The following is a 25810-nucleotide window of genomic DNA, read 5'->3' on the forward strand; positions in this document are numbered from 1 at the left end:
TCAGTGCTTGGCCACTGCCGTATTGAGTTTCAGGTAATCCAGCAGAATCCGCCCGGTTTCGCTCAGGTAGGCATCGTCTTCCGGTTTGGTCTTGGCATCCTCGGCCGCAATGGCGTCCTCGTCTTCTTTCTTCAGCTCTTTGAGCGGTTCTTCGCCCTTGGCCTTGCGACGGATGTTTTCCATGGTCAGCTGTTTGGCTTCGATGTCGGCGTGCTGGGCGCGCCGCTCGGCTTCATTGAGGCTGACGGTTTTTTCGGTCATCAGTTTCTGCGCCAGGGCCAGCTTGTCGCGGATGAACACGAACTCCGCATCCTTGGCAGTGCGCACGTCATGCTCAGACTTGAGCTGCGAAATGTACGGCTTGAACGGATCCACGGCAGGCTTGATCGCAGCCTTGATGGTGTCCCACGGCATGGCTTCCGGCAGGGCGCTTTCACCGATTTCCTTGGTGTCGATGATCGACGGGTAATCGATGTCCGGCAAGACGCCCTGATGCTGGGTGCTCTGCCCGGAAACCCGGTAGAACTTGGCCAGGGTCAGTTTCAGTTCGCCATGGTTGAGCGGCTGAATGGTCTGCACGGTGCCTTTGCCGAAGGTCTGGCCGCCGATGATCAGTGCGCGGTGGTAGTCCTGCATGGCACCGGCAAAAATCTCCGAAGCCGAGGCGGACAGGCGGTTGACCAGCAACGCCATCGGGCCTTTGTAGAACGCACCCGGGTTTTCATCTTCCAGGACATCGACGCGGCCATCGGCGTTGCGCACGAGCACGGTTGGGCCTTTGTCGATGAACAGGCTGGTCAGCTCGGTGGCCTCTTGCAAGGAACCGCCGCCGTTGTTACGCAGGTCGATGACCACGCCGTCGACTTTGTCTTTCTGCAACTCGGTCAGCAGTTTCTTGACGTCGCGGGTGGTGCTCTTGTAATCCGGGTCGCCGGCACGGAAGGCCTTGAAGTCCAGATAGAACGCCGGGATTTCGATGATGCCGAGCTTGTAGTCCTTGCCGTCCTGTTTCAGGTTCAGCACCGATTTCTTCACGGCCTGGTCTTCGAGCTTCACCGCTTCACGGGTGATCGGCACGATCTTGCTGGTCTGGTCGTTCGGCGCATTGCTGGCCGGGATGACTTCCAGGCGCACCACGGTGCCCTTCGGACCGCGAATCAGCTTGACTACTTCGTCCAGACGCCAGCCCACCACGTCGACCATTTCCTTGTTGCCCTGGGCCACGCCGATGATCTTGTCGGCCGGTGCAACCTGCTTGGTCTTGTCCGCCGGACCTGCCGGCACCAGGCGCACGACTTTCACCTGGTCGTTATCGCTCTGCAACACGGCGCCGATGCCCTCCAGGGACAGGCTCATGTTGATGTCGAAGTTCTCCGCGTTATCCGGCGACAGATAGTTGGTGTGCGGGTCGTAGGACATGGCGAAGGTGTTGATGTACGCCTGGAAGATATCTTCCGCGCGGGTCTGGTCCAGGCGTGCCAACTGGTTCTTGTAGCGCTTGGTCAGGGTTTCCTGGATCTGCTTGGGCTCTTTGCCGGCGATCTTCATCCGCAGTACTTCATCCTTGACGCGTTTGCGCCACAGGTCGTCGAGTTCTGCGGTGGATTTGAGCCAAGGGGCGTCCTTGCGGTCGATCAGCAAGGTTTCCTTGGTGGTGAAGTCTATCTTGTCGACGCCTTTGTCCAGCTCGGCAAGGGCGAAGTCCAGACGCGCCTTTACGCGGTCCAGGTAGCGCTTGTAGATGGTGAACCCGGCGTTCAGGTCGCCGCTCTTGAGGAAGTCGTCGAACTGGGTCTTCCACTTGTCGAATTCGGCAATGTCGCTGGCCATGAAGTAGCTGCGCGACGGATCCAGCAGCTTGAGGTAGCTGTCGTAGATGATCACCGAGCGTGCGTCATCGAGTGGCGGCTTGCTGTAGTGGTGGCGCTTGAGCAACTCCACGACGTTCAGACTGGCGATCACTTCGTCACGATCGGGTTGAAGCTTGTCCCAGCTATTGGCTGCGAATGTATTGCTCGACATCGGCAGCAAGCCGATACCGATGAACAAGGCGAGGGCAGTGCTGGGGAACAGATGCTTCATGCTGATTCGACGCGGGGACAATTGATAACGCATATTAGGCCGTCTTTGAAGTCGCCGGTTCTCTGGGAGCCGGTCGCATAATGCAAAAAGCCCGGCGCTACAGCTTCGGGCTCAGTCCAGACTCACTATGGAGGCACTGTGAAAGCATTGCAAGGCGTTGACGGTCAAGTGGTATGGGTTGATGAGCCCAGTCCTGCGTGCGATGTAGGACAAGTTCGTATTCGAGTGGCGGCATCGGGCCTCAATCGCGCCGATTTGTTGCAGAAGGCCGGCCTTTATCCGCCACCGCCAGGGGCCAGCCAGGTGCTCGGTCTAGAGTGCTCCGGCGTGATCAGCGAGGTCGGCGCCGGGTCTTCCTGGCAGGTGGGCGATCGGGTTTGCGCCTTGCTGGCCGGGGGCGGGATGGCCGAAGAGGTGGTTGTCGACGGGCGGCATGTATTGCCGGTTCCCGACGGAATGTCACTGGTCGAAGCGGCGGCATTGCCCGAAGTCTATGCAACAGTCTGGCTGAATCTGTTTCAACTGGCGGCGCTCAAGCCGGGTCAGAAAGTTCTTCTGCATGCCGGGGCAAGTGGAATTGGTTCAGCGGCCATTCAGCTGTGCAAGGCCTTCGGTAACCCGTGTTGGGTCAGCGTCGGCTCCACCGAGCGACTGGCGTATTGCGAAGCGCTCGGCGCCCAGGGCGGCGTGGTGCGTAACGATGATCTGGAGAGCCTGCGGGACCTGGGGCCGTTCGACGTGATTCTCGACCCGGTGGGCGGTAATTATGCGGCGTTGAACCTCAAGCTGCTCGCGCAGGATGGCCGTTGGGTTTTGATCGGTTTGATGGGCGGGCGCGAGGCCAAACTGGATCTGGCCCAGGTGCTGGCCAAGCGCGTGCAGTTGCTGGGTTCGACGTTGCGCAGCCGTGATGATCAATTCAAGGCCGATCTGTTCCGCGACCTGAGCCTGCATGTGTGGCCGTTGTTTGCCGAGGGGCGCTTGAGCCCGCAACTGGCCAGGGCCTTCCCGATCAAGGAAGCCGAGGCGGCGTTTGCCGAATTGGCGAGTAATACCGTGGCGGGGAAGGTGGTGCTGGTGATTGACGAAAGCCTCACCTGATATCTGTTGTAGGAGCGAGCTTGCTCGCGATGAACTTGAAGGCGACGCTGGTTATCAGGTAGCACGCGTTATCGTTCACGACCATCGCGAGCGAGCTCGCTCCTACAGGGTTATCTGTTATTTCCAGTCATGAATCGGCCAGCCGGCTTTTTCGGCCTGCTCGCGCAGCACCGGATCCGGGTTGACCACGTGGGGGAAATCCACCTTCAGCAATAGCGGCAGGTCGTTGCGCGAGTCGGAATAGAAACTCGCGCCTTCGAGGTTTTCCTCTTCCGCATCCAGCCATTCCAGCAAGCGGGTGATCTTGCCTTCGCGGTAGGTCAGGGTGCCGACGGTGTTGCCGGTATAAGCACCGTGTGCCACTTCCAGCTCAATGCCGAGAATCTCGTCGATGCCCAGGCGCTCGGCAATCGGCTTGACCAGATGTACCCCCGAGGCCGAGATCACCAGGATGCGGTCGCCGGCCTTGCGATGGGCGGCGATGGCTTTGGTGGCGTCGCTGAAGATGATCGGTTCGATGAAGTCTTCCACCCAGGGGCCGACCAGATGCTCGACTTCTTCGGGCGTGCGGCCGATCAAGGGTTCCAGGCTGAAAGCCATGTAGTCCTCCATCGCCAGGTGGCCCCGGCCGTAGGCATCCATCAACTCCTTGTCACGACGCAGGAAGGATTCGCTGTCGACCCAGCCGAGGCGGACCATTTGCTCGCTCCACAGTGAGGCGCAGTCGCCGTGGATCAGGGTTTCGTCCAGATCAAAAATTGCCAGGGCCATCAGTGCAGTTCTCTCTTCAGGATAAGCAAAGGCATCAGGCTACCTCACACAGGGCCGTCGGATCGATGGAAAGTGCCAGGCGCTGACCATCGGGGTGCAGATCGGAGGCCGAACGGTTGAGCACATCCACCACCAACTCCACGCCCCGGGCTTCGATCCGGTAGCGAATCACGTTGCCCAGCAGGCTGTGGCTGCGTACCTGTGCGTCCAGTTCGCCATTGAGGCTCAGTTCGATGGCTTCCGGGCGAATCGCAATCCGATGATTGACCGGGCGCTGCAGCAGTTTCGTCGCGCTGTCGGCGTCCAGCAGGTTGTAGTTGCCGATAAAACCGGCGGCGAACACATCCACCGGAGCGGTATAGAGGGTTTCGGCGTCGCCGCTTTGTACGATTTTTCCCTGATTCATCAGGAAAATCCGGTCAGACATGGTCAGGGCTTCTTCCTGATCGTGTGTGACGAATATCGTGGTCAGGCCCAGTTCGCGCTGGATCTGACGGATCTGTTCGCGCAGGTGCTTGCGGATACGCGCATCGAGGGCCGACAGCGGTTCGTCCAGCAACAACAGCCGTGGTCGGGTCACCAGTGAGCGGGCGAGGGCGACACGCTGGCATTGGCCGCCGGACAACTGATGCGGATAGCGGGCGGCAAAATCATTTAGCTCCACCAGTCTCAGCACTTCGGCGACGCGCTTCTGGCTATCGTCGGCGTTGACCTTCTGCATGCGCAAACCGAAGGCGACGTTCTGCTCGACAGTCATGTTGGGGAACAGCGCATAACTCTGGAACACCATGCCGATCCCGCGCTTCTGCGGGCTTAACGGCACGATATCGACACCATCGAGCAGGATCTTGCCGCCATCCACCGAGGTCAGGCCGGCGATGCAACGCAGCAGCGTGGATTTGCCGCAACCCGACGGGCCGAGCAAGGTGACGAACTCGCCCTTTTGAATTTCGCAATTGATGTCGCTGAACACTGTGGTGCCCGCGTAATTCTTTTGCAGATGTTGGACGCTGACATAGCTCATTCGCTTTTGTCCTTGTTCAAGATATTGGCCGCCCAGGTCAGAACCAGCACGAAAAAGAAGTAGGAAATCACCAGCGCACTGGTGAAGTGGCCGCTGCTGTTGCGCATGTTGTTGAGATAGACCTGCAAGGTTTCGTAACGGGTGCCGACGAGGATGTTGGCGAACACGAACTCACCGAACAGGAACGAGAACGACAGCAGTAACGCCACCATCAGGCCCTTGCGCAGGTTCGGCAGCACCACCAGGAGCGCCGCCTGAAAAGTGCTGGCGCCGAGCAGTTGGGCGGCGTCCATCAGGTCGCGCAGGTTGATCGCCTGCAGGTTGTTGGTGATCGCCCGATACATGAACGGCAGCGCCACGGTGAAGTAGCAACCGATCAGGATCCACGGCGTGCCGACCATGGCGAACGGCCCGGAACCGTAGAGCTGCAACAGCCCCACCGACGACACCACCGGCGGCACGGCGAAGGGCAGCAGGATCAGGATATTCATCAGCGCATCGAGTTTCGGGAAGTGGTAATGCACCACGAACAGCAACGGCAGAATCAGCACCACCGAAAGAATCAATGAACCAACGCAAACCAGCAGCGATTGCCCGAACGCTTGCAGGAAGCGCGGATCGCTCCACAGATGCACGTACCATTTGATGCTGAAACCGCTGGGCAGGATGGTGGCCGACCAACTGCTGGAAATCGAATAGATAAAGGTGCCGAGCAGAGGCAACAACAGAATGGCGAACAGCAGGTAGACCACTACCCGGTGGTAGATACCGATGGGGCCCAATTCAGCGCGAGTCATGGTAGCTCCTCTTCAACAGCAGCTGATGCACGATGGTCACCAGGGTCATCAAGGCCACCAGCACCACGGCCAGGGCGCTGGCCAGGTTCGGGTCCAGGGAAATGTCACCGGACACCATCGCCGCGATGCGGATTGGCATCACGTTGAAGTTGCCGGTGGTCAGGGCGTACACCGTGGCGTAGGCGCCGAGGGCATTGGCCAACAGGATCACGAAGGTGCCAAGCAGTGCCGGGGTCAGCACCGGCAGGCCGATGTGGCGCCAAAACTGCCAGCCGTTCGCGCCGAGCAGCGCGGCGGACTCGCGCCAGTCTTCGCGCAAGGCGTCGAAGGCCGGGTAGAGCAGCAGCACGCCAAGGGGAATCTGGAAGTAGGTGTAGAGAATGATCACCCCGGTTTTCGAATACAGGTTGAAGTCCTGAATGATGCCGGCCTGTTTGAGCATGATGGTGAAGGTGCCGTTGAAACCCAGCAGGATGATGAACGCAAAAGCCAGGGGCACGCCGGCGAAGTTGCTGGTCATGTTGGCGAAGGCGTTGACGAAATTGCGCAGTCTCGAGTCGACCCGGCGCAAGGAGTAGGCCCCGAGCACGGCGATGATGATCCCGAATACGCTCGACCAGAAGCTGATCTCGAGGCTGTACTGGATCGCCTGCATATAGAACTTCGAATTGAATATCCTGGTGAAGTTGGCCAGGCCCCAACCGAACTCTTCCGATTCCAGGCTATTGATCATCACCCACACCAGCGGGGCGATTTCGAACACGATGAAGAACAGGGCGAAGGGCACCAGGCACAAGGCAGCCAGCCATTTGCCGCGCGTCATGGAGGTCACTTGAGCAGCTCCCGGCACACGGGTTTGTCGTGGGGCACGCCCAGCAGTTCGCACACGGTGCCGCAGATTTCGGTCTGTTTTGGCGTGGCTTTGGCGTTGAAACTGAACGCATCGCCGAGCACGAACAGCGGTACTTCGCGCTCTTCGGGCAGCAGGCCGTTATGGGAGCGGTCGTTGTTCATGCCGTGGTCGGCGGTGACCAGCACCTGATAACCGGCATCGAGCCAGCCTTGCAGGTAGTCGGCCAGGATGATGTCGGCCGAGCGGGCGCTGTTGCGGTACTGCGGGGTGTCGAGGCCGTGCTTGTGCCCGGCGTCGTCGATGTTCATCGGGTGGATCAACAGAAAGTTCGGCGAATGGCGCTGGCGCAGGCTTTCGGCGTCGGCGAACAGGTGCGAGTCGGGGTAGTGGTCGTTCCAGTAGAAATGCCCGTGCTGGATCGGCAGTTCCGGGTCGTCGGTGTGGCGATCCCGGGCCGCCACGAAGGGCGAACGGTTGTACAGCTCGCTGACCCAGTGATAAGCCGCCGCGGCAGTCACAAGGCCGGCGTCGGTGGCGTAGTGATAGATGCTGCGCTGGTTGGACAGGCGCGAGACGTTGTTGTGGACGATGCCGCTGTCGATGGGCGCAACGCCCGTCAGGATGCATTCGTACAGCGGGCGGGACAGGGCGGGCAACTCGCACTCCAGTTTATAGAGTGCGGCGCGTCCGGCGCCGACGTAAGCCTGCAGGTGCCCCATGGCGTGGCGCGCGACTTCGTAATTGAGGCCGTCGAGCACGACAAGGATGACGTTGTGTTTCATAGGGGCAAAAACTCCGTGAAACAGGAATTCGGAAATTTCGGGTCCAACTCAATCCCTTTGTGGGAGCGGGCTTGCTCGCGAAAGCGGTCGATCATTCAACATTGATGTCGACTGACACGCCGCTTTCGCGAGCAAGCCCGCTCCCACAGGGATCTACAGCATTACTTCATTTCGACGATGACTTCTTCATTCCACTTCTGAGGCAGGGCCTTGGAAGTCTTCTCCCACGCATCCGCGTCCTTGATCGGCGTGACCTTCTTGTACTGCTCGTTCGGCAGCAGCTTGGCCTGCACTTCGGCTGGCAGGGTCAGGTGCTCGGCACGGATCGGACGGGCATTGCCCTTGGCCAGGTTGATTTGGCCGGCATCGCTGAAGATGTACTCGCGGGCCAGCTTGGCGGCGTTCGGGTTCTTCGCGTACTTGTTGATGATGGTGGTGTAGCCGGAAATCACCGAACCGTCGGACGGGATCAGCACCACGTAGTCATCCGGGTTGGCCATCTTGGCCTTGTAGCTCAAGCCGTTGAAGTCCCAGACCACGCCGACTTCGATCTCGCCCTTTTCCATGGTGGCAATGGTCGGGTTGGCCATCGACAGACGCCCTTGCTTGGCGATGTCGGCGAACAGCTCCAATGCAGGCTTCAGGTTCTTCTCGTCGCCACCGTTGGCCAGTGCAGCGGCCAGTACGCCGTTGGCGGCCTGGGCTGCGGTGCTCACGTCACCGATGGACACCTTGTATTTGCCGCCCTTGAGGTCAGCCCACTTGGTTGGGGCTTCCGAGCCGTGCAGCAGTTTCTTGTTGACGATGAAAGCGATGGTGCCGGTGTAGGCCAGGGCCCAGTGGCCATCCTTGTCTTTAGCCCAGGTCGGCACCTGGTCCCAGGTGGATGGCTTGTAGGGTTGGGTAACGTTCTGCTTGACCGCGATCGGGCCGAACGCTGCACCGACGTCGCCGATGTCGGCGCTGGCGTTGTCTTTTTCAGCGGCGAACTTGGCGATCTCCTGGGCCGAGCTCATGTCGGTATCGATGTGTTTCAGGCCGTACGTCTTGGCCAGGTCTTCCCAGGTGCCTTTCCAGTTGGCCCAGTCATCGGGCATGCCGACGCTGTTGACGGCGCCTTCCGCTTTCGCAGCGGCTTCCAGGGTTTTCAAATCATCAGCCGCCATGGCGGCGGTGCACATTGCAATGGTCGAGCCTAACAGTGATGCCAGGAAAAACTGTTTCATTCCGAAGCTCCTTGGGTCGTGTTCAACGCTGCGATTGCGGTTTGTGTTGGTCTAGGTCAGCAATACCTGAGCCAATTTAAGGGGGCTGGATGACACTTTGATGTCGTTCGTCGCCCTGGATGACTATTTGTTCGACGGTATCGCCAGTGGCCTGCTAAGCGTAGACCATGGTCAAGGCCCCGGCTGGCAAGGGACTTGGCCGATGAATTGCAGGTTCTTGCAGCCAGCGAATGGCGACCGTTGGGCAGCTTTGTCACATCTCGGTCATCTGCACTGCCTACGCTTGCAAGCTATTGAACGAGCCGGATTACGCTGCGGTTCTGCCCCGAATTGGTGCTGGTCTAGTCCAGATAGGAAACGTTGATGCGTGACGAGGCAACAAAAGCGGTAACAGCCATCGGTCAGGTGCTTCAGGAGCAGATCGACCATGGACTGTTGACTCCCGGCAGCAAATTGCCGGCCGAGCGCAAGCTCAGTGAATTGTTCGGCACCACGCGGATCACTTTGCGTGAGGCGTTGTTGCAGTTGGAGTCACAAGGGCAGATCTACCGCGAGGAGCGCCGCGGCTGGTTCGTCTCGCCGCCACGCTTGGCGTACAACCTGATGCAGCGCAGCCACTTTCACGCGATGGTCAGCGCCCAGGGGCGGGTGCCGTCCACCGAAGTGATTTCGGCGCGCTTGCAACCAGCATCGGCAGCGGTCTGCGCCTGGTTGCAATTGCCGGCGCTGTCGAGCGTGATCCAGATCTGCCGCTCACGGCGGATCGACGGGCGACTGGTGCTGTATGTGGAGCACTATCTGAACCCGCAGTATTTTCCCGGGATCCTCGATTTCGATTTGAATCAGTCAATCACCGAGTTGTATGCGCGGCATTACGATTTGCACTACGGGCGGGTGCGTTTCGAGATTGTACCCACGGCCTTGTCGGTGGACGCGGCGGCGGCGTTGAAGGTGTCGGCGGGCAGCCCGGGCTTGCAGATTGCCCGGGTCAACTATGACCAGCATGAACGCTTGATCGACTGCGACCTGGAGTTCTGGCGGCATGATGCGATTCATGTCGGGGTGGATGTGGTCTAACGTCCGACCCACCTACACGGACTGTTCTGGCGCACCACCCGCGGTAATCACCTGAATGCTCATCCGCGGTGTCGCCAGATCCAGTCCGGCTTCATCCATGTGCCGCTTGAGCGACAGGTTGAACGCTCGCGACACTTCCCACTGCTTGATTGGCGCGGTCTTGAAGCGGGCGCGGAGGATCGCGTTGCCCGATTCGAAGCTTTCCACTCCCTGAAACTCCAGTGGCGACCAGATATTGCGCCGTTGCAGCGGGTCGGTGCGCATTTTCTGGCCGACTTCGCGCATCAGTTTGATTGCGTTGTCGATGTCCATGCTGGCCGGCACTGCGACCCGGAAGATCGCGTAGCCGAATTCCCGGGAGTAGTTCTTGATGCTTTTGATTTCACTGAACGGAATGGTGTGGACGATGCCATCGATGTCCCGCAGGCGCACGGTACGGATGGTCAGGCCTTCAACCGTGCCGAGGTGGCCGCCGACATCCACGTAGTCGTCGATGGCCAGGGAGTCTTCGATGATGATGAACAACCCGGTAATCAGGTCGGCTACCAGCGACTGCGCACCAAAGCCGATGGCCAGGCCGATCACGCCGGCACCGGCCAGCAGTGGCGTGACGTTCATGCCCATGTTCGCCAGGGCGACGATCAGCGCGACGATGAAAATGGCCACGAACAGCACGTTGCGAATCAGCGGCATCATCGTCTGCGCGCGGGCATTGGCCAGGCCTTTGCGCGAGCGGGTCAACGCGTGATGCACGGCGGTGTCGCTGAGAATCCAGATCAGCCAGGCGAACAGCAGTGTACCGGCGAGGCTGAACAGCTTGACGCTGACTTCGTGGCCGTCGCCTTCGGTAAAGCGGATCAACGACATGCCCCAGACCCGCAGGCCGAGTTCGATAAAAGCCAGCCACACCAACAGGTGGACGATGGTGTAGAAGAAGTTTTTCAGCCGCTCCGAATACACCGCGTAGCGCCGGATGCCGCGCTGCGGTTTGAGGGCATGGCGGCGTACCAGGCCGTTGATGACCATGCACAACACCAGCAAAACCGTGCAGATCAGTGACTGGCGCAGAGCGGTGCTGGTGTCGCCGGCGGAAATGAATGTCGCGAACAGCGAGATAGCCACCAGCACCAGCGCCGGCACGTACCAGAAGGTGCCGAGAATCGACAGGGTGTCGTTGAGGGCGCGTCGGGTCAGGCGTCGGGACAGCGGCTGGTTGCGGATCAGGTGGGCGATCGGCCGGCGGAAGCGCAGGATGAACCGCCCCGTGGAAAGCGCTGCCAGGACATTGGCGACAGTCGCGGCGGTATGGGCCAGATGGCTGCCGAGGCTATCGACCAGTTGCGGATCGCTCAGCGCTTCACCAAACGCGGCAAAGCTGCCGATCAGCCACAGTGGCCGAAACGCCTGGTGCCGCAGGATGTACAGAGCGCGGTGGCGGTGCGGGCCGTCGAGCAGGGAAAAGGCAATCACGCAGATGGCCGAGAAGCAGGTGCCGACCACCAGTGCATAGGCCAGTACCATGGCCAGGCTTTTGCCCAGGGACGAGGGCAAGGCGTAGCTCATGTAGACGGTGATCACCAGGGCGATCAGCCATGGCCCGAGTTTGCGCAAGGCGAAGCGCAGCATGTCGAGGGCCCGGGGGTGTTGCGGCAGTTCTTCAGGCAGGCCGAAGCGCATCCGCACGCGGTGGCTGATCCAGATCAGGGCGGCGGCCAGCAGGCTCCAGACCACCAGGATCATGGCGAAGGCAAACAGCATGGGCAGCCATTCGTTGGCCGGCAACGCCAGCGCCACCAGTTCTTCCCTGGCCTGATCGAACTCACTGGACCAGCGCGTGAGCGGACTGTCGTCGCCGGTAAACTTCTTCTCGATATTGGTCAAGGTTCCGCCGATCAGGCCCAGCACGCCTTCTTCGGTAATCGGCTGGGCCTTTTTGGTGGCGTCACGGAGCTTTTTCAGGTCGGCCAGCAGCTTGGTACGTTGCTGATCGTTCTCCAGCGACTTGATCACTTCGTCCAGGGATTGCCCCAACGGCTCCTGTGCCTCGGGCTGGGTCTTGGCCTGGCTGGTGAGCAGGCTTGGCAAGCCGGCCGCCTGGGCGGGCGCCACTGACAGCAGCGTCATCAGGCAGGCAAGGAAAATACACGGGAGGGCAAAAAGACGAGCGAACACTAGGCGGTCAACCTCGCAAGGGGCGGATCGACCGAGTGTACGAGCGCGTCAAAATCAATGCGAGCCAAGGGCGATGAATTATTCGTTGAGTTTGGCGAGGATCTTGATCACCACGGTCGCGAGAATGGTCAGCATGCCGATCCACATGACAAACACACCGGCATTCTTGTCGCGAAAGTTGAAGCCGACGGCGAGCATCAGCATCCCGGCAAGAATCGGGATGAGCATGGCGTGAAAGGTGGACATCGAAATCATGGTGACAGCCTTGTCGAAGGGATACTGGGAGTCTAGGCAGCTTTTTTGCGCGGTGTTGCCTGTCCGTCTGTCTGTAGGAGCGAGCTTGCTCGCGATGGACTTCAAGGCGCTGCGTTTATCCAGAAAGCACGCGTAATCGTTCACGTCCATCGCGAGCAAGCTCGCTCCTACAGGGTATTGCGGGGTTTACGGCAAATCGCGGCAGGCGTAGAACGCGCTCAGCACCTTGACCAGGTGCGCCAAGTCATGGCTGCCGCACAGTTCGCGGATCGAGTGCATGGCGAACGTCGGCAGGCCGATGTCCACAGTGCGCACACCCAGGTGGCTGGCGGTGATCGGGCCGATGGTCGAACCGCAGCCCATGTCGCTGCGCACCACGAAGCTTTGCACCGGCACTTCTTCAGCCATGCACAGGTGACGGAAGAACCCGGCGGTTTCGCTGTTGGTGGCGTAGCGCTGGTTGCTGTTGACCTTGATCACCGGGCCGGCGTTGAGTTTCGGGCCGTGGTTGGCATCGTGTTTATCGGCGTAGTTCGGGTGCACGCCGTGGGCGTTGTCGGCCGAAACCAGCAGGGATTTCTGAATGGTGCGTACGAACTCATCACCTTCGGGCAGCAGGCGACGCAAGGTTTGCTCAAGCATCGGGCCATCGGCGCCGCAGGCCGAGCAGGAACCCACTTCTTCGTGATCGTTGCAGACCAGCACGCAGGTTTCGTCGGTGTTGGTGGTCAGCAGCGCTTGCAGGCCGGCGTAGCACGACAGCAGGTTGTCCAGGCGCGCGCCGGCGATGAAGTCGCCATGCAAGCCAATGACCGCAGCGCTTTGGGTATCGTAGAAGCTCAGCTCGTAATCGAGCACCACGTCCGCGTTCAAGCCGTGTTCACGGGCGAGTTGGTCGGTGAGTACCGCGCGGAAGTCCACGCGCTCGTCACCGGCAAATTGCGCGAGGATCGGCGGCAGTTCGGTCTGGGCGTTGATTGCCCAGCCCATGTTGGCTTCGCGGTTTAGGTGAATCGCCAGGTTCGGAATGATCGCGATCGGAGCCTCGAAGTCGATCAACTGGCTCTCGACCTTGCCATCACGCCGGAAGGTTACGCGGCCCGCCAGCGACAGGTCGCGGTCGAACCACGGTGCCAGCAGCGCACCGCCATACACTTCGACGCCCAATTGCCAGAAGCCCTGGCGTTGCAGTTCCGGTTGCGGCTTGACCCGCAGGCACGGGCTGTCGGTATGGGCGCCGACCAGGCGAATGCCGCCGTGCAGGGGCGAGTGGCGGCCCATCTTGATTGCGACAATCGAAGAGTCGTTGCGGGTGACGTAGTAGCGACCGTTGGCTTCGGTATTCCACGGCTCGCGTTCGTCGAGGCGCTGATAGCCCGCCGCTTCCAGGCGCTTTACAAGGCTGGCGGTGGCATGGAACGGGGTAGGGGAGGCCTTGAGAAAATCGATCAGGCCTTGGTTCAACTCTTCGCGCATAAAGTAGCTCCAGACAGCAATGGCGCCAGTTTAACGTATTGGCTTGGTAAATGGCGCCGCACTGATGGTGGGGCTGGTCACCGAAATCGAATCTGGAGGAGATCCCTTGTGGGAGCGGGCTTGCTCGCGAAGGCGTCGGGTCAGTCAATACATCGTTGAATGACACACCGTATTCGCGAGCAAGCCCGCTCCCACAGTTTCAGAACGGTGCCGGGCACTCGAAGCGCAGGCGTTCGCCGGTCTGGGGATGGGTGAACGTGAGCATGCTCGCGTGCAGGCACAGGCGCGGCCAGGCCGCCAGCGCCTGCTCATGGGCATACAGCCCGTCACCCAGCAGCGGATGACCAATGGAGAGCATGTGCACGCGTAACTGGTGGGAGCGGCCGGTGATCGGTGTCAGCTCGACGCGACACCAGTCGCCACAACGTTCGAGCACTCGCCAGAAGGTCAGCGCATGTTTGCCGAATTCGTGATCGACCACATGCCTTGGCTTGGTCGGCGGGTCGTAGCGCAGCGGCAAATCGATGCTGCCACTGTCCAGTTCGGGTTGACCCCAGCACAAGGCGGTGTAGGCCTTTTCGGTTTCGCGGTCGTGAAATTGCCGGGACAGCTCGCGATGGGTGTCCGGATCGCGGGCCAACAGGATGATGCCCGAGGTCTCCCAGTCCAGCCGATGGACGATCCGCGCTTCCGGGTAGCCGTTTTCTTGCAGGCGGGTAATCAGGCAGTCCTTGTTGTCATCGGCCCGGCCAGGGACGGAGAGCAACAGGGTCGGTTTGTTCACCACCAGTACGGCGGCGTCCTGATGGATGATTTGGACGTTGGACAACGGCATTAAAACAGCCTCGTAACAAACGCCAACGGCGGTTCAGGCCCCCCGCAGTCGCGCGTGGGGTCTGAACCGCCGTGGCTCCAGCCGGATCGACTCAGCGATCAGGCAGGGTGATATTGAGTTCCAGAATCGAGCAGCTGCCCTGGCTTTCCAGTGCGACATGCACGTCATCGGACCCGATATTGACGTACTTGCGGATCACCTCGACCAGTTCCTTCTGCAAGGCCGGCAGGTAGTCCGGGGTACTGCGTTGGCCGCGTTCGTGCGCCACGATGATCTGTAGACGCTCTTTCGCTACCGACGCGGTGCTTTGCTTTTTGTTGGCACGAAAGAAGTCAAAAAGGTTCATTGCTTAGTTGCCTCCAAACAGGCGCTCGAAGAATCCCTTCTTCTGTACATCGAGGAATCGATGATCCACGGTCTTGCCCAGCAGGCGGTCAACGGTATCGCTGTAGGCTTGGCCGGCATCGCTCTGGTCGTCGAGAATCACCGGAACACCCTGGTTGGATGCCTTGAGCACCGCCTGGGATTCCGGGATCACGCCGAGCAGGGTCACCGAAAGGATTTCCTTGACGTCTTCTACGCCGAGCATTTCGCCTTTGCTCACACGTTCCGGGTGATAACGGGTAATCAGCAGGTGTTCCTTGATCGGGTCTTCGCCGCGTTCGGCACGACGGGACTTGCTGGCCAGCAGGCCGAGCATGCGGTCCGAATCTCGTACCGAGGAGACTTCCGGGTTGGTCACGACGATCGCTTCATCGGCGAAGTACATGGCCAGGTGGGCGCCTTTCTCGATGCCCGCCGGGGAGTCGCAGACCACGAACTCAAAGTCTTCCTTGAGTTGCATCAGGACTTTTTCCACGCCTTCGACTGTCAGCGCGTCTTTGTCGCGGGTCTGGCTGGCGGCCAGCACGTAGAGGTTTTCCAGGCGCTTGTCTTTGATCAGGGCCTGTTGCAGGTTGGCTTCGCCGTTGACCACGTTGACGAAGTCGTAAACCACACGACGCTCGCAACCCATGATCAGGTCGAGGTTACGCAAACCCACGTCGAAGTCGACGATAACTGTTTTGTGACCGCGCAGAGCGAGGCCGGTACCGATAGCGGCGCTGGTGGTGGTCTTACCCACACCACCCTTGCCGGATGTAACCACGAGAATCTTGGCCAAGGTGTTTCACCCCTAAGGAAAAAGGACTTTTCAGTCCCTGAAAAACATCTCCTGTAAAACTACTGCAGTCGGACAGCCTTGGCTGGAATCCGGTTTTGAGCGGCGTTTACCCCCGGTAAACACTGCTTTCGGCCTTTTTCCTACTTCGTTTGAGCCGTTTTCGCTACGTTTTAGAGATGCTTGGAAAATGCGGCAGTATCCGTTAAAGCCGAATGATGTTCAACACGTCGCCGGACAGGCTGACCTGCACACCCGAACCCCATAGCGGGTCGCGGCGCAGATCTTCGGAAACCTTGTAATGCCCGGCGATGGAAATCAGTTCAGCACTCATTTGCTGACAGAAAATCCGCGCCTTGGTGTCGCCCTTGACGCCGGCCAACACGCGACCGCGCATCGGGCCGTATACATGGATGTTGCCATCGGCGAGAAGTTCCGCCCCCGGGCTGACCGAGGAAATTACCACCAGGTCGCTGCCCTGGGCATAAATCTGCTGGCCACCGCGTACCGGCGAGGTGATGATTTTCGTCGGCTTGATGGTTGGCTCTGGCGGTTTTTCCGGTTTTTTCTTCGGTTCGCCTTCGCTCAGGTCCAGTGGACGCTCCCGGGCACCGGACGGTGGCAGCACCGGCAGGTCGACCGCGATGGCGGCGGCAATGTCTTCGATACGGCTGGCGCGGATCGCCAGGGTACGCAGGCCATGCTGGCGGCAGACGCGCATCAGCCCCGGCAGATCGACAGCGCCTTCGTTGGCCGGGAGTTTGTCCAGGGCCAATACCAGCGGCGCGTTGCTGAAGAAGTTGGGCGCCTGGGCGACCTTGGCGGCCAGTTGCCGATCAAGGCTTTCAAGGTCGTTACGGGCCAGTTCCAGCACCGTAATGGCCAGCATGCTGCCCTTCAACTGGAACACGGGATCTTGGTCTAGCGGTTCGGTTTGGCTCATGGTCGGCATACAACGACTTGTCACTAAAAGTGCCGAGACTTATAACGAGAACGCCCGCAGGCCGCAAGCCGGGTCGAACGATGTAGAATGCGCGGCCATTGTCATTCCGGAAGCATTAATGGACCGCCCGCGTTTTCGAAAAGCATTTCTATCTCCACGTTTCTGGCCGCTGTGGTGTGGCCTGGGGCTGTTGTGGCTGATCGTCCAGTTGCCGTATCCGGCACTGCTGTGGATCGGTCGCGTACTGGGCGCATTGATGTATCGCGTGGCCGGCGACAGACGGCGCATTGCCCAGCGCAACCTGGAACTGTGCTTTCCTGAAAAAACCGCCGCCGAACGCAAGCGCCTGCTCAAGGAAAACTTCGCCTCCACCGGCATCGCTTTTTTCGAGATGGCGATGAGCTGGTGGTGGTCGCGTAAGCGCCTGGCGACTCTCGCTCACGTTGAAGGGCTGGAATATCTGCAGCAGGCCCAACGCGAAGGCAAGGGCGTGATCCTGATGGCCCTGCATTTCACCACTCTGGAAATCGGCGCGGCGCTGCTCGGCCAGCAACACACCATCGACGGCATGTACCGCGAACACAAGAATCCATTGTTCGACTACATCCAGCGCCAGGGCCGCGAGCGGCACAACCTCGATTCGCTGGCGGTGGAACGCGAAGACGTGCGCGGCATGCTCAAATTGCTGCGCTCGGGCCGCGCGATCTGGTACGCACCGGATCAGGACTACGGCGCCAAGCAAAGCATTTTCGTGCCGCTGTTCGGCATTCAGGCCGCGACCGTTACCGCCACCAGCAAATTTGCACGGCTGGGCAAGGCGCTGGTGGTGCCGTTCACCCAGGAGCGCCTGGCGGACGGCAGCGGGTATCGCCTGGTGATCCATGCGCCGCTCGAAGGCTTCCCCGGCGAAACCGAAGAAGCCGACTGCCTGCGCATCAATCAGTGGATCGAAGGCGTGCTGCGCGAGCATCCCGAGCAATACCTGTGGGCCCACCGCCGCTTCAAGAGCCGTCCACCGGGCGAGCCGAAGCTGTACGCCAAACGCGTGTAGGAGCGAGCTCGCTCGCGATGGTGGCCAACGATAACGCGGGGTACCTGACACCCCGCGGCGTTTTCACAACCATCGCGAGCAAGGGAACAGGTCGAAGCAACGAAATCCCATCAGGCACCAAGGAGAGTTGTGCATGAGTCCAGGCGAACCGGTTACAGGGTTGATTCTTTCCGGCGGCGGGGCTCGGGCGGCCTATCAAGTCGGCGTGCTGGCGGCGATTGCCGAATTGCTGCCGCCGGGGGCGAGCAATCCGTTTCCGGTGATCGTCGGCACCTCGGCGGGCGCGATCAACGCAGTCAGCCTCGCCAGTGGGGCGATGGACTTTCGTAACGCCATCGAACGCCTGACGGCCTTCTGGCAGGGTTTTCGCAGTCATCGGGTATTGCGCAGCGACTGGCCCGGGGTGATCCGCCAGGCCAGCCGCTTTGTCAGCCACAGTTTGCTCGGCATCGGTAAACACATGCCGGTGGCGCTGCTCAACAGTTCTCCGCTGCGCCATCTGCTCAACGACAAGCTGCATATGGGCGGCATCGCCGAAGCGATCGCACAGAAGCAATTGCATGCGGTGGCGGTCACGGCGTTCGGCTATGAGTCCGGTCAGGCAGTCACCTTCTATCAGGGCGGCGGCAAGATCGATGCCTGGTTGCGCCATCGACGCATCGGCGTTCCCACCCAATTGTCCGTCGAACACCTGCTCGCCAGTTCGGCCATTCCACTGCTGTTCGCTCCGGTGAAAATCGGCGAGGAGTACTTCGGTGATGGCGCGGTGCGTCAGTCGGCGCCGATCAGTCCGGCGCTGCACCTGGGCGCCAGTCGCGTACTGGTGGTGGGCGTCAGCGGCAACCCGCGTGGCTTTGATCCGGCGCAGCCACTGCAACGCGCTTACACCGGGCAACAACCCACCCTGGCGCAGATCGGCGGGCACATGCTCAACAGTACGTTCATTGATAGCCTGGAAAGTGACATCGAGTTGCTGCAGCGCTTGAACCAGTTCAGCCACCTGATGCCCGACGGTACGCCGACCCGCGCCTTGGGCGTGGCGCCGGTGGACGTGCTGGTGATTTCACCAAGCCAACCGATCGACGAAATTGCCGCGCGACATCGCCAGGAATTGCCGCCTGCATTGCGTCTGTTCCTGCGCGGGCCGGGCGCGACCAAGACCAGTGGGGCAGGGGTTTTGAGTTACCTGCTGTTCGAGGCGGGGTATTGCAGCGAGTTGATCGAACTGGGGCGGCGGGATGCGTTGGCCAAGCGCGGGGAGTTGTGCCGGTTTCTGGGGATAGTGGAGCCTTTGGTTTCGGCTTGAGATCGGCGGTGCGGCTATCTCTTGTAGGAGCGAGCTTGCTCGCGATGGAGGAAAGGACGCCGCGGGGTATCAGGACCCCAGCGTTATCGTTCACGACCATCGCGAGCGGGCTCGCTCCTACAGGAGGTTTTCAGATCAGAAGTGAACCTTGACCAGGAAGCTGGTCACGCTCTGATCGGTCTTGAAGCCCTGGCTGTCTTCGATCCCGTACTTGTTTTTCCAGTAGTCATACTCGACACCGACGTACAACTGCTTGGCACCCAGGTTCAGCGCCTTGCCCAGGTCGTATTTGACCTGCGGATTGAAGTGCAGGTTGGCGTGGTATTCGCCTTTTTTGTTCACATCATTGTCGACGACCCAATCCATGAAGCCGTCGATCAGCACGTCCGAGCCACCCACCGGGATGGTGTAGGACCAGACCGGCGTGACCTGCCAGATGTTGTCGCCCGGGCGGTCGCCTTCGGTGTGACGGTTGTAGAAGTTCAACTGGAAGTAGTCGAAGCCCGGGATGGCCAGGTCGAAGCCTGGACCGATCAGGTAGGACTCGGTGTCGTCTTCACCGAACTCGTAGGTCATGGCCAGCAGCACGTCCTTGATCGGGCCGAACTCGAATTTCTGGTCGAAGATCTTGTTGAACGACAGGCGTGGGCTGAACTCGCCATAGTGGGTGTTCTTACCCGCAAAGGCGTCTTCCTTGCCGTTGTAGAAGATTTTGTCGATGAAGAAGAAGTTGTCGCCGTACTTCCAGCCATCGGCGTGTTCGAAGGTCACCGTCTGCTGGATGCGCGGGTTGACCTGGAAGTCCTTGCCATACAGGTAGGTCAGGCTGTTGTTCTGCCACTGCAGCAAATCGCCGGCCATGGCCTGGCCCCCGGCCAGCATCGATCCCGCCAGCATCAGGCTAGTGCACGTACGTTTCATTCGGTTGCTCCCAAAAAGTAGGTGGTTCCACGTTATTTTTTTAAGGTCGGCGCTCTGGTGTGGCGCCTGTTTCCGTAGCGGTAAAAAATTATCCATTCGGTCAGCTTCAGTGCTGTTGGCAAGAGCTGGGCCAAGGCTTTCAAAAAGCAAAAAAACTCCCGTTCGGCGGCTCAAGAGCAGTCGATTGAGAGGGGTTTTGGAGTGCCTTGGTGCCTGCCAGCGCCGGGATAAGTTGGCCTGCTGGTCAGGTTTTAAATCCGGGCTTTTTTTTAAACCGGATTCGGGCGGCCGCGGAGAATACTGACTCCTCGGCCAGGTCTCAAGTGCTCCGCAACGGCGCACCGACGACAGGTTTGGGGCGCGGTTGCGGGGCAGCATCAGAAATGCACCTTCACCAGCAGGCTGGTGGTGTTTTCATTGGTGTCGAAGTGGCTGCTGTTTTCGATGCCGTACTTGTCTTTCCAGTAGCTGTATTCGGCGCCGACATACACCTGTTTCTCCCGCCAGCCCAGGGCCTTGCCCAGGTCGTACTTGATCTGCGGGTTGAAGTGCAGGTTGGCGTGATAAGTGCCGTGTGAGTTCTGGTCGTTATCCACCACCCAGTCCATGTAGCCGTCGATCAACAGGTTCGAGTTGCCCAATGGCAGGGTGTAGGACCAGGCCGGCGTGATCTGCCAGACATCGTCGCCGGGACGCGAGCCTTCGGTCTGACGGTAATAGAAGTTCAAGGTGAAGAAATTGAAGCCCGGTACCGCGAGGTCGAAACCAGGGCCGATCAGGTAGGCCTCGGTGTCGTCTTCGCCGTTCTCGTAGGTCATGGCCAGCAGCACGTCCTTGACCGGGCCGAATTCGAAACGGCGGTCGAGGATCTTGCCGAAGGAGAGGCGCGGGCTGAACTCGCCGTAATAGGCGTGGACGCCTTTGTTCCGGTCTTTGTCGCCGTTGTAGTAAGTGCTGTCGATGAACATGAAGTTGTCGCCGTACTTCCAGCGGTCGGCGTGTTCGAAGGTGATCGTCTGCTGGATGTGCGGGTTGACCACGAAATCCTTGCCGTACAGGTAGCTCAGGCTGTTGGTCTGCCACAGCAGCAAATCGCCGGCCATGGCCTGACTCGCGGCCAGCAGGCCGCCACACAACAGCACGTTGGTTTGTGTCCGAATCATCTGTTGCTCCCTCTTGTTTTTATTTTTGCGAGGCGCAGGCAGCCCCAAACCCTGTAGGAGCGAGCTCGCTCGCGATGGTCGTCAACGATTACGCGTGTTGTCTGAATACCCGTGGTGCTCTCGGGTCCATCGCGAGCAAGCTCGCTCCTACAGGGGGGGGCGTGTCTTTACCTGTCAGTGGGCGTGGCAGTCGTTGACGGCTGCGCGTTCGGCGCCGCCAAGGATGTTGAACAGCAGGTTCAGCGTCAGCGCGCTGAGGGTGGCCATGGCGATGCCGCTGTGGGTGATCGGACTCATCCACACGGGCAGGTGGGCGAAAAACTCCGGGCGCACCACCGGGATCAGACCCATGCCGATGCTCACCGCAACCAGTAACTGGTTGCGACGGTCACCGATGTCGGCTTCCTGGAGAATCTTGATCCCGGTGGCGGCGACCATGCCGAACATCGCGATCGCTGCGCCACCCAGTACTGCCGGAGGAATCGAGGCCACCAGGAACGCGGCTTTGGGCAGCAGGCTCAGCACGATCAACAACCCGCCGGCGACGATGGTCACCGAACGGCAGCGCACGCCGGTCATCTGCACCAGGCCGATGTTCTGGGCGAAGGAGGAGTGGGTGAAGGTGTTGAAGAACCCGGCGAAGAACGAAGCGCCGGCATCGCACAGCAAGCCGCGGCGCAGCATCCGTGGGCAAACTTCCTGGCCGGTGATCTTGCCCAGCGCCAGGAACATCCCGGTGGACTCGACGAAGATGATCACTACCACCAGGCACATCGAGAGGATCGGTGCCAGTTCGAATTTCGGCATGCCGAAATGCAACGGGGTGACGAATTGCAGCCACGGCGCCTGAGCCATGCCACTGAGGTCGACCATGCCGAGCAGGCCGCAGAGCACGTAGCCCAGGCACATGCCGATCAGCACGGAAATATTGACCCAGAAACCGCGCATGAAGCGGTGCACCAGCAAAATGGTACCCAGTACCAGCGCGGCAATGGTCAGGTAGATGGGGGAGCCGAATTGAGCGGCGTCAGCACCACCGCCGGCCCAGTTCACGGCCACGGGGAACAGCGACAAACCGATCGAGGTGATGACCGTGCCGGTCACCAGCGGCGGGAAGAAGCGTACGACTTTGGACATGAACGGGGCGATGAGCATGCCGAAGAACCCGGCGGCGATGGTGGCGCCGAAGATCCCCTGCAGGCCGATACCGGGCATGCCGGCCATGGCGACCATGCTGCCGACGGCGGCGAAACTGGCGCCCATCATCACTGGCATGCGAATGCCCATGGGGCCGATGCCGAGGGACTGGACGATGGTGGCAATACCGGCCACCAGCAGGTCGGCATTGATCAGGAAGGCGATTTCTTCACGACTCAGGCCTGCGGCCTGTCCGATGATCAGCGGCACTGCGATGGCTCCGCCGTACATCAGCAGAACGTGTTGCAGGCCAACCAGGATCAGTTGCAAAAGGGGCAAACGCTGAATGGCGGGTGCGTCGGGGATGCGCGCTTCGGATAGCTCGGACATGCAACACCTCGGATCTTTTTTATTCTTTTGATTTTGTGCATCAGGCAAACCTGTGGGAGCGGCGATGCGGCGTCCCGACTTGCTCGCGAAGAGGCCATAACATTCAACATTGTTGTTGACTGACCCGACGCCTTCGCGAGCAAGCCCGCTCCCACAGGATTGATGGTGTCCATGTGGGAGCGAGCCTGCTCGCGAAGCTTTTTACTTAGTTGGTCGGAGCACCCTGAACAATCCAGGCACCGATCAGGTCACGTTCCTGCTGGGTCATCTGTGTGATGTTGCCCAGTGGCATGATCTGGCTGGTGACGGCTTGCGCCTGGATGCGCGCCGCGTTCTGGCGGATCTGCTCGGGGGTGTCGAACATCACACCGGCAGGGGCCGCGCTGAACAGAGGGCTGGTCGGCTTGGCCGAATGGCAAACCGCGCAACGTTCCTGAATCACGCTGTGCACTTTGTCGAAGCCTGGGCCGGCATTGGATGCTTGCGCCGGTGCAGCTGCAGGCGCTTCGGCAGGTTTTGCTTCAGCAGGTTTCAAACCACCACCCACGGCTGTTTCCGGCAATGGTTGGTATTCGATTTTCGCCGGTGCCTTGGCCACTTCCGGGCTGTTCAACGGCGCAGGGCCGGTGACGTAAGCCAGGCTGATCATGCCGACGGCTGCCACAGGCAGGGTCCAGGCAAACTTGTGGCTGTCGTGACGGGTGTTGAAGTAGTGACGCACCAACACCGCCAGAACCGCGATCCCGGCCAGGATCAACCAGTTGTACTGGCTGCCGTAGGTGCTCGGGAAGTGGTTGCTGATCATGATGAACAGCACAGGCAAGGTGAAGTAGTTGTTGTGGCGCGAACGCAGCAGGCCTTTGGCCGGCAGTGCCGGATCGGGTGTGCGGTTTTCGGCGATCGCCGCGACCAGTGCGCGCTGCGCCGGCATGATGATGCGGAACACGTTGCCGACCATGATGGTGCCGATGATCGCGCCGACGTGCAGGTACGCACCCCGCCCGCTGAACACTTTGCTGAAGCCGTAGGCCGCGCCGATGATCAGTACGAACAGGATGAAACCCAGCAGGGCAGGGCGTTTGCCCAGGGCCGAATCGCACAGGAAGGAGTAGATGAACCAGCCGATGAACAACGAGCCGAGGCCGATGGCCACGCCTTCAGGACCGCTCAGGGTGCTGCCCGGAGCCAGCAGGTAGAGCGTCGGGTTGGAGTAGAACACCACGCACAGCAGCGCGATACCCGACATCCAGGTGAAGTAGGCTTCCCATTTGAACCAGTGCAGGTTGTCCGGCATGGTCGGTGGAGCCAGTTTGTATTTTTCCAGGTGGTAGATACCGCCGCCGTGGATCGCCCACAAATCGCCAGCCAGACCGCTTTTCGGGTTGACCCGATTGAGGTTGTTTTCCAGCCATACGAAATAGAACGACGCACCGATCCAGGCCACGCCAGTAATCATGTGAACCCAGCGCACGCTCAGGTTCAGCCATTCCAACAGATGTGCTTCCACAGTCTTTACCTCTCGCCCGTCACTCTTGTTGTCGAGTGATCGGACCTTCTCTTATTGGTGGGGGGCGAGGATCAAACGCTCATCCTCTTTGAAAAAATGCTCATCGCAGTTATTGCCTGTGCCACTGCGATCAACCACCAGGAAGTCATCCCGCTTTTCGATCGTCAGCACCGGGTGGTGCCAGACGCCGCGATGGTAATTAATGCCCTGCCTGCCGTTGGTGACGAAGGCGCGGACCAAGCCTGATACAGGTTCATCGCCAAGTGGCGCGACCACGATCAGAAAGGGGTTGCCGAGCAGCGGAATGAAAGCCTGGCTGCCCAGCGGATGACGCTCCAGCATGCTGACGGTCAGCGGCATGTCCTGCGCGTCGGCGCGGAAGATGCTGATGATCGCCTTGTCCTCTGGCGTGGCGGTTTCCACCGACGCCAGTTTGTGGAAGCGCATGGTCGAACCGTTGTTGATCATGAAGTGATCGCTGCCGTCGGTTTCGATCACGTCACCGAAAGGGGCGAAGGCTTCTTTGGTCAGCGGTTCAATCGTCAGTGTGCGCATGCTGGTCTTCTTAATCTGTTTAGGTATTGATGGTTCTTTGTAGGAGCGAGCTTGCTCGCGATGGTCGTCAACGAAAACGCGCCCAATCTGAATGAACACGGTGTCTTGACGTTTTTCGCGAGCAAGCTCGCTCCTACAGGCTCAGCATTACTTCGCTACCTTGCCCAAAACGCGCAGGCGGCTTACACCACCATCCGGGAACACGTTCAGGCGGATGTGGGTGATCGGACCCAACGCCTTGATCTGCTCGGCGAAGGTGTGTTCGGCGTGCATTTCCAGCTTCTGGCTTGGCAGCAGTTCGCGCCAGAACAGCGACTGGGTTTCGATCTGGCTGTCGGTACCGCCCTTCACGAAGGCGCCCTGGATCGAGCAGCTGTCCGGGTAGTTGCCCTTGAAGTGCAGGGTGTCGACGATGACTTTCTCGACTTCACCGGCATGACCCAGGGCGACGATGACCCAGTCATTGCCCGGAGTACGACGACGCGCGGTTTCCCAGCCATCGCCCATGTTGATGCCGCGACCCGGGTTGAGGATGTTGCTCATGCGGCCGAAGTGTTCGTCGGAGCAGGCGAGGGCGCGGCCGCCGTTGAGGGCCGCGGCCAGGTCGACTTGCTCGTTGTCGCCGATGGCCGACCAGTCGCGGAACGGCACACCGTACACACGCAGACGGGCTACGCCGCCATCCGGGTAGATGTTGAAGCGCAGGTGGCTGAAGGCCTGGTCGTTGTTGATTTCGTGGTAGTGGTGGCTGTTGCCTTGCAGCTCGACGGCCGACAGCACTTCAACCCACTGGGTGTTTTCGTTCGGCTCGCCCGAGGCCAGGAAGCAGGCTTCCAGGGAGGCCGACGGCGGGAAGTTGCCGGTGAAGAATGAAGTGTCGATGTCGACGCCCTTGATCGAACCTGGCACGCCCAGGCGAATCACTGCGCTGTCGAAGCCTTCGAAGCGCTTGCGACGCGATTCCCAGCCGTCCATCCACTTGCCGTTGTCATCGAACACGCCCTCCTTCCATACGGCCGGGGTCGGTTGGAACAGACGGTTGGCGTCTGCGAACCAGTCATCGGTGACCGAGATGATTTTGGTGCCCAGGCGGGCATCGGCCAGGTTGACGAACTTCTCGAAAGGTACGGCGTAAGCTTTCATTCTTCTTGTCTGCCTTTAAATAAGTGGCTTGGGATACTTGCCAGGCCCCGGGCGGTTTCGGCGTTCTTGAGTCCGCCGGGGCCA

General features: G+C 60.2%; 24 protein-coding genes. 4 read left to right on the forward strand and 20 right to left on the reverse strand.

Annotated elements, in window-relative coordinates:
- On the reverse strand, positions 1-2082 hold the full coding sequence (locus AC06G5_RS08310) for a carboxy terminal-processing peptidase (RefSeq protein ID WP_413428346.1): 2082 nt from the start codon (positions 2080-2082) through the stop codon (positions 1-3).
- Positions 2083-2220: 138 nt separating this feature from the next.
- Here AC06G5_RS08310 and AC06G5_RS08315 point away from each other — a divergent pair, with 138 nt between their 5' ends.
- A complete protein-coding gene (locus AC06G5_RS08315; protein ID WP_480459236.1) occupies positions 2221-3183 on the forward strand; it encodes a zinc-binding dehydrogenase in 963 nt (320 codons plus the stop codon).
- A gap of 117 nt (positions 3184-3300) precedes the next feature.
- Here the strand turns inward: AC06G5_RS08315 and AC06G5_RS08320 are convergent, their stop codons facing one another.
- The 6 genes from AC06G5_RS08320 to AC06G5_RS08345 form a co-directional block, all read right to left on the reverse strand.
- The gene (locus AC06G5_RS08320; RefSeq protein ID WP_413428337.1) at positions 3301-3954 is read right to left on the reverse strand and encodes an HAD family hydrolase; all 654 of its coding nucleotides are present in this window, start codon (positions 3952-3954) and stop codon (positions 3301-3303) included.
- Between the two features lie 34 nt (positions 3955-3988).
- Positions 3989-4978 carry an ABC transporter ATP-binding protein gene (locus AC06G5_RS08325; RefSeq protein ID WP_413705407.1) on the reverse strand — a complete coding sequence of 330 codons (990 nt, stop codon included), beginning with the start codon at positions 4976-4978 and terminating at the stop codon, positions 3989-3991.
- On the reverse strand, positions 4975-5775 hold the full coding sequence (locus AC06G5_RS08330; protein ID WP_413428335.1) for an ABC transporter permease: 801 nt from the start codon (positions 5773-5775) through the stop codon (positions 4975-4977). The genes AC06G5_RS08325 and AC06G5_RS08330 overlap by 4 nt, the downstream gene beginning before the upstream one ends.
- Entirely contained in the window at positions 5762-6598 is an 837-nt protein-coding gene (locus AC06G5_RS08335; RefSeq protein WP_480459866.1) for an ABC transporter permease, read from the reverse strand. The genes AC06G5_RS08330 and AC06G5_RS08335 overlap by 14 nt, the downstream gene beginning before the upstream one ends.
- A gap of 5 nt (positions 6599-6603) precedes the next feature.
- Complete coding sequence (locus tag AC06G5_RS08340) at positions 6604-7410, reverse strand: alkaline phosphatase family protein (protein WP_413705406.1); 807 nt, start codon at positions 7408-7410, stop codon at positions 6604-6606.
- Between the two features lie 161 nt (positions 7411-7571).
- Entirely contained in the window at positions 7572-8636 is a 1065-nt protein-coding gene (locus AC06G5_RS08345) for an ABC transporter substrate-binding protein (RefSeq protein ID WP_057399361.1), read from the reverse strand.
- A 363-nt stretch (positions 8637-8999) separates the two neighbouring features.
- Here AC06G5_RS08345 and AC06G5_RS08350 point away from each other — a divergent pair, with 363 nt between their 5' ends.
- Positions 9000-9713, forward strand: a complete 714-nt coding sequence (locus tag AC06G5_RS08350; RefSeq protein ID WP_413427809.1) for a UTRA domain-containing protein — start codon at positions 9000-9002, stop codon at positions 9711-9713.
- Between the two features lie 12 nt (positions 9714-9725).
- On the opposite strand, the gene AC06G5_RS08355 is transcribed toward AC06G5_RS08350, so the two are convergent.
- The 7 genes from AC06G5_RS08355 to minC all read right to left on the reverse strand — a co-directional run bounded on the left by AC06G5_RS08355 (position 9726) and on the right by minC (position 16553).
- Complete coding sequence (locus AC06G5_RS08355) at positions 9726-11837, reverse strand: mechanosensitive ion channel family protein (protein WP_480459237.1); 2112 nt, start codon at positions 11835-11837, stop codon at positions 9726-9728.
- Between the two features lie 126 nt (positions 11838-11963).
- Entirely contained in the window at positions 11964-12140 is a 177-nt protein-coding gene (locus AC06G5_RS08360; RefSeq protein WP_413427811.1) for a hypothetical protein, read from the reverse strand.
- Positions 12141-12326: 186 nt separating this feature from the next.
- Entirely contained in the window at positions 12327-13616 is a 1290-nt protein-coding gene (locus AC06G5_RS08365; RefSeq protein ID WP_413427812.1) for a M18 family aminopeptidase, read from the reverse strand.
- Positions 13617-13815: 199 nt separating this feature from the next.
- On the reverse strand, positions 13816-14451 hold the full coding sequence (locus tag AC06G5_RS08370; protein ID WP_413427813.1) for an RluA family pseudouridine synthase: 636 nt from the start codon (positions 14449-14451) through the stop codon (positions 13816-13818).
- Positions 14452-14542: 91 nt separating this feature from the next.
- On the reverse strand, positions 14543-14797 hold the full coding sequence (gene minE, locus AC06G5_RS08375) for a cell division topological specificity factor MinE (protein ID WP_007974947.1): 255 nt from the start codon (positions 14795-14797) through the stop codon (positions 14543-14545).
- A 3-nt stretch (positions 14798-14800) separates the two neighbouring features.
- A complete protein-coding gene (gene minD, locus AC06G5_RS08380) occupies positions 14801-15613 on the reverse strand; it encodes a septum site-determining protein MinD (protein ID WP_007974946.1) in 813 nt (270 codons plus the stop codon).
- A 202-nt stretch (positions 15614-15815) separates the two neighbouring features.
- Positions 15816-16553, reverse strand: a complete 738-nt coding sequence (gene minC, locus AC06G5_RS08385) for a septum site-determining protein MinC (RefSeq protein WP_111282831.1) — start codon at positions 16551-16553, stop codon at positions 15816-15818.
- A gap of 118 nt (positions 16554-16671) precedes the next feature.
- Between minC and AC06G5_RS08390 the strand changes: the two genes are divergently transcribed.
- Both AC06G5_RS08390 and AC06G5_RS08395 read left to right on the forward strand, forming a co-directional pair.
- Positions 16672-17604: a lipid A biosynthesis lauroyl acyltransferase gene (locus tag AC06G5_RS08390; RefSeq protein ID WP_480459238.1), complete on the forward strand. Its 933-nt coding sequence runs from the start codon at positions 16672-16674 to the stop codon at positions 17602-17604.
- 133 nt (positions 17605-17737) lie between these two features.
- Positions 17738-18910, forward strand: coding sequence for a patatin-like phospholipase family protein (locus AC06G5_RS08395; RefSeq protein WP_413427815.1), 1173 nt, complete (start codon positions 17738-17740; stop codon positions 18908-18910).
- 135 nt (positions 18911-19045) lie between these two features.
- Here AC06G5_RS08395 and AC06G5_RS08400 read toward each other — a convergent pair whose 3' ends face one another.
- The 6 genes from AC06G5_RS08400 to alc all read right to left on the reverse strand — a co-directional run bounded on the left by AC06G5_RS08400 (position 19046) and on the right by alc (position 25726).
- Entirely contained in the window at positions 19046-19831 is a 786-nt protein-coding gene (locus AC06G5_RS08400; protein ID WP_322614256.1) for an outer membrane protein OmpK, read from the reverse strand.
- 377 nt (positions 19832-20208) lie between these two features.
- Entirely contained in the window at positions 20209-20994 is a 786-nt protein-coding gene (locus tag AC06G5_RS08405) for an outer membrane protein OmpK (protein WP_413427816.1), read from the reverse strand.
- Positions 20995-21168: 174 nt separating this feature from the next.
- Positions 21169-22521, reverse strand: a complete 1353-nt coding sequence (locus AC06G5_RS08410) for a nucleobase:cation symporter-2 family protein (RefSeq protein ID WP_413427817.1) — start codon at positions 22519-22521, stop codon at positions 21169-21171.
- A gap of 205 nt (positions 22522-22726) precedes the next feature.
- Complete coding sequence (locus tag AC06G5_RS08415; protein WP_007993089.1) at positions 22727-24028, reverse strand: urate hydroxylase PuuD; 1302 nt, start codon at positions 24026-24028, stop codon at positions 22727-22729.
- A 51-nt stretch (positions 24029-24079) separates the two neighbouring features.
- Entirely contained in the window at positions 24080-24583 is a 504-nt protein-coding gene (locus AC06G5_RS08420; protein ID WP_150772621.1) for an ureidoglycolate lyase, read from the reverse strand.
- A gap of 147 nt (positions 24584-24730) precedes the next feature.
- Entirely contained in the window at positions 24731-25726 is a 996-nt protein-coding gene (gene alc, locus AC06G5_RS08425; protein ID WP_008017682.1) for an allantoicase, read from the reverse strand.
- Positions 25727-25810 lie beyond the last annotated feature (84 nt).

It is taken from the genome of Pseudomonas sp. WT-JTC (genome assembly GCF_056711565.1).

Excerpts from the sequence above, each read along its gene's own strand:
- AC06G5_RS08310 (WP_413428346.1), bottom strand. The coding sequence starts at position 2,082 with ATGAAGCATCTGTTCCCCAGCACTGCCCTCGCCTTGTTCATCGGTATC.
- AC06G5_RS08320 (WP_413428337.1), bottom strand. The coding sequence starts at position 3,954 with ATGGCCCTGGCAATTTTTGATCTGGACGAAACCCTGATCCACGGCGAC.
- AC06G5_RS08325 (WP_413705407.1), bottom strand. The coding sequence starts at position 4,978 with ATGAGCTATGTCAGCGTCCAACATCTGCAAAAGAATTACGCGGGCACC.
- AC06G5_RS08330 (WP_413428335.1), bottom strand. The coding sequence starts at position 5,775 with ATGACTCGCGCTGAATTGGGCCCCATCGGTATCTACCACCGGGTAGTG.
- AC06G5_RS08335 (WP_480459866.1), bottom strand. The coding sequence starts at position 6,598 with ATGACGCGCGGCAAATGGCTGGCTGCCTTGTGCCTGGTGCCCTTCGCC.
- AC06G5_RS08340 (WP_413705406.1), bottom strand. The coding sequence starts at position 7,410 with ATGAAACACAACGTCATCCTTGTCGTGCTCGACGGCCTCAATTACGAA.
- AC06G5_RS08345 (WP_057399361.1), bottom strand. The coding sequence starts at position 8,636 with ATGAAACAGTTTTTCCTGGCATCACTGTTAGGCTCGACCATTGCAATG.
- AC06G5_RS08350 (WP_413427809.1), top strand. The coding sequence starts at position 9,000 with ATGCGTGACGAGGCAACAAAAGCGGTAACAGCCATCGGTCAGGTGCTT.
- AC06G5_RS08355 (WP_480459237.1), bottom strand. The coding sequence starts at position 11,837 with ATGACGCTGCTGTCAGTGGCGCCCGCCCAGGCGGCCGGCTTGCCAAGC.
- AC06G5_RS08360 (WP_413427811.1), bottom strand. The coding sequence starts at position 12,140 with ATGATTTCGATGTCCACCTTTCACGCCATGCTCATCCCGATTCTTGCC.
- AC06G5_RS08365 (WP_413427812.1), bottom strand. The coding sequence starts at position 13,616 with ATGCGCGAAGAGTTGAACCAAGGCCTGATCGATTTTCTCAAGGCCTCC.
- AC06G5_RS08370 (WP_413427813.1), bottom strand. The coding sequence starts at position 14,451 with ATGCCGTTGTCCAACGTCCAAATCATCCATCAGGACGCCGCCGTACTG.
- minE (WP_007974947.1), bottom strand. The coding sequence starts at position 14,797 with ATGAACCTTTTTGACTTCTTTCGTGCCAACAAAAAGCAAAGCACCGCG.
- minC (WP_111282831.1), bottom strand. The coding sequence starts at position 16,553 with ATGAGCCAAACCGAACCGCTAGACCAAGATCCCGTGTTCCAGTTGAAG.
- AC06G5_RS08390 (WP_480459238.1), top strand. The coding sequence starts at position 16,672 with ATGGACCGCCCGCGTTTTCGAAAAGCATTTCTATCTCCACGTTTCTGG.
- AC06G5_RS08395 (WP_413427815.1), top strand. The coding sequence starts at position 17,738 with ATGAGTCCAGGCGAACCGGTTACAGGGTTGATTCTTTCCGGCGGCGGG.
- AC06G5_RS08400 (WP_322614256.1), bottom strand. The coding sequence starts at position 19,831 with ATGAAACGTACGTGCACTAGCCTGATGCTGGCGGGATCGATGCTGGCC.
- AC06G5_RS08405 (WP_413427816.1), bottom strand. The coding sequence starts at position 20,994 with ATGATTCGGACACAAACCAACGTGCTGTTGTGTGGCGGCCTGCTGGCC.
- AC06G5_RS08410 (WP_413427817.1), bottom strand. The coding sequence starts at position 22,521 with ATGTCCGAGCTATCCGAAGCGCGCATCCCCGACGCACCCGCCATTCAG.
- AC06G5_RS08420 (WP_150772621.1), bottom strand. The coding sequence starts at position 24,583 with ATGCGCACACTGACGATTGAACCGCTGACCAAAGAAGCCTTCGCCCCT.
- alc (WP_008017682.1), bottom strand. The coding sequence starts at position 25,726 with ATGAAAGCTTACGCCGTACCTTTCGAGAAGTTCGTCAACCTGGCCGAT.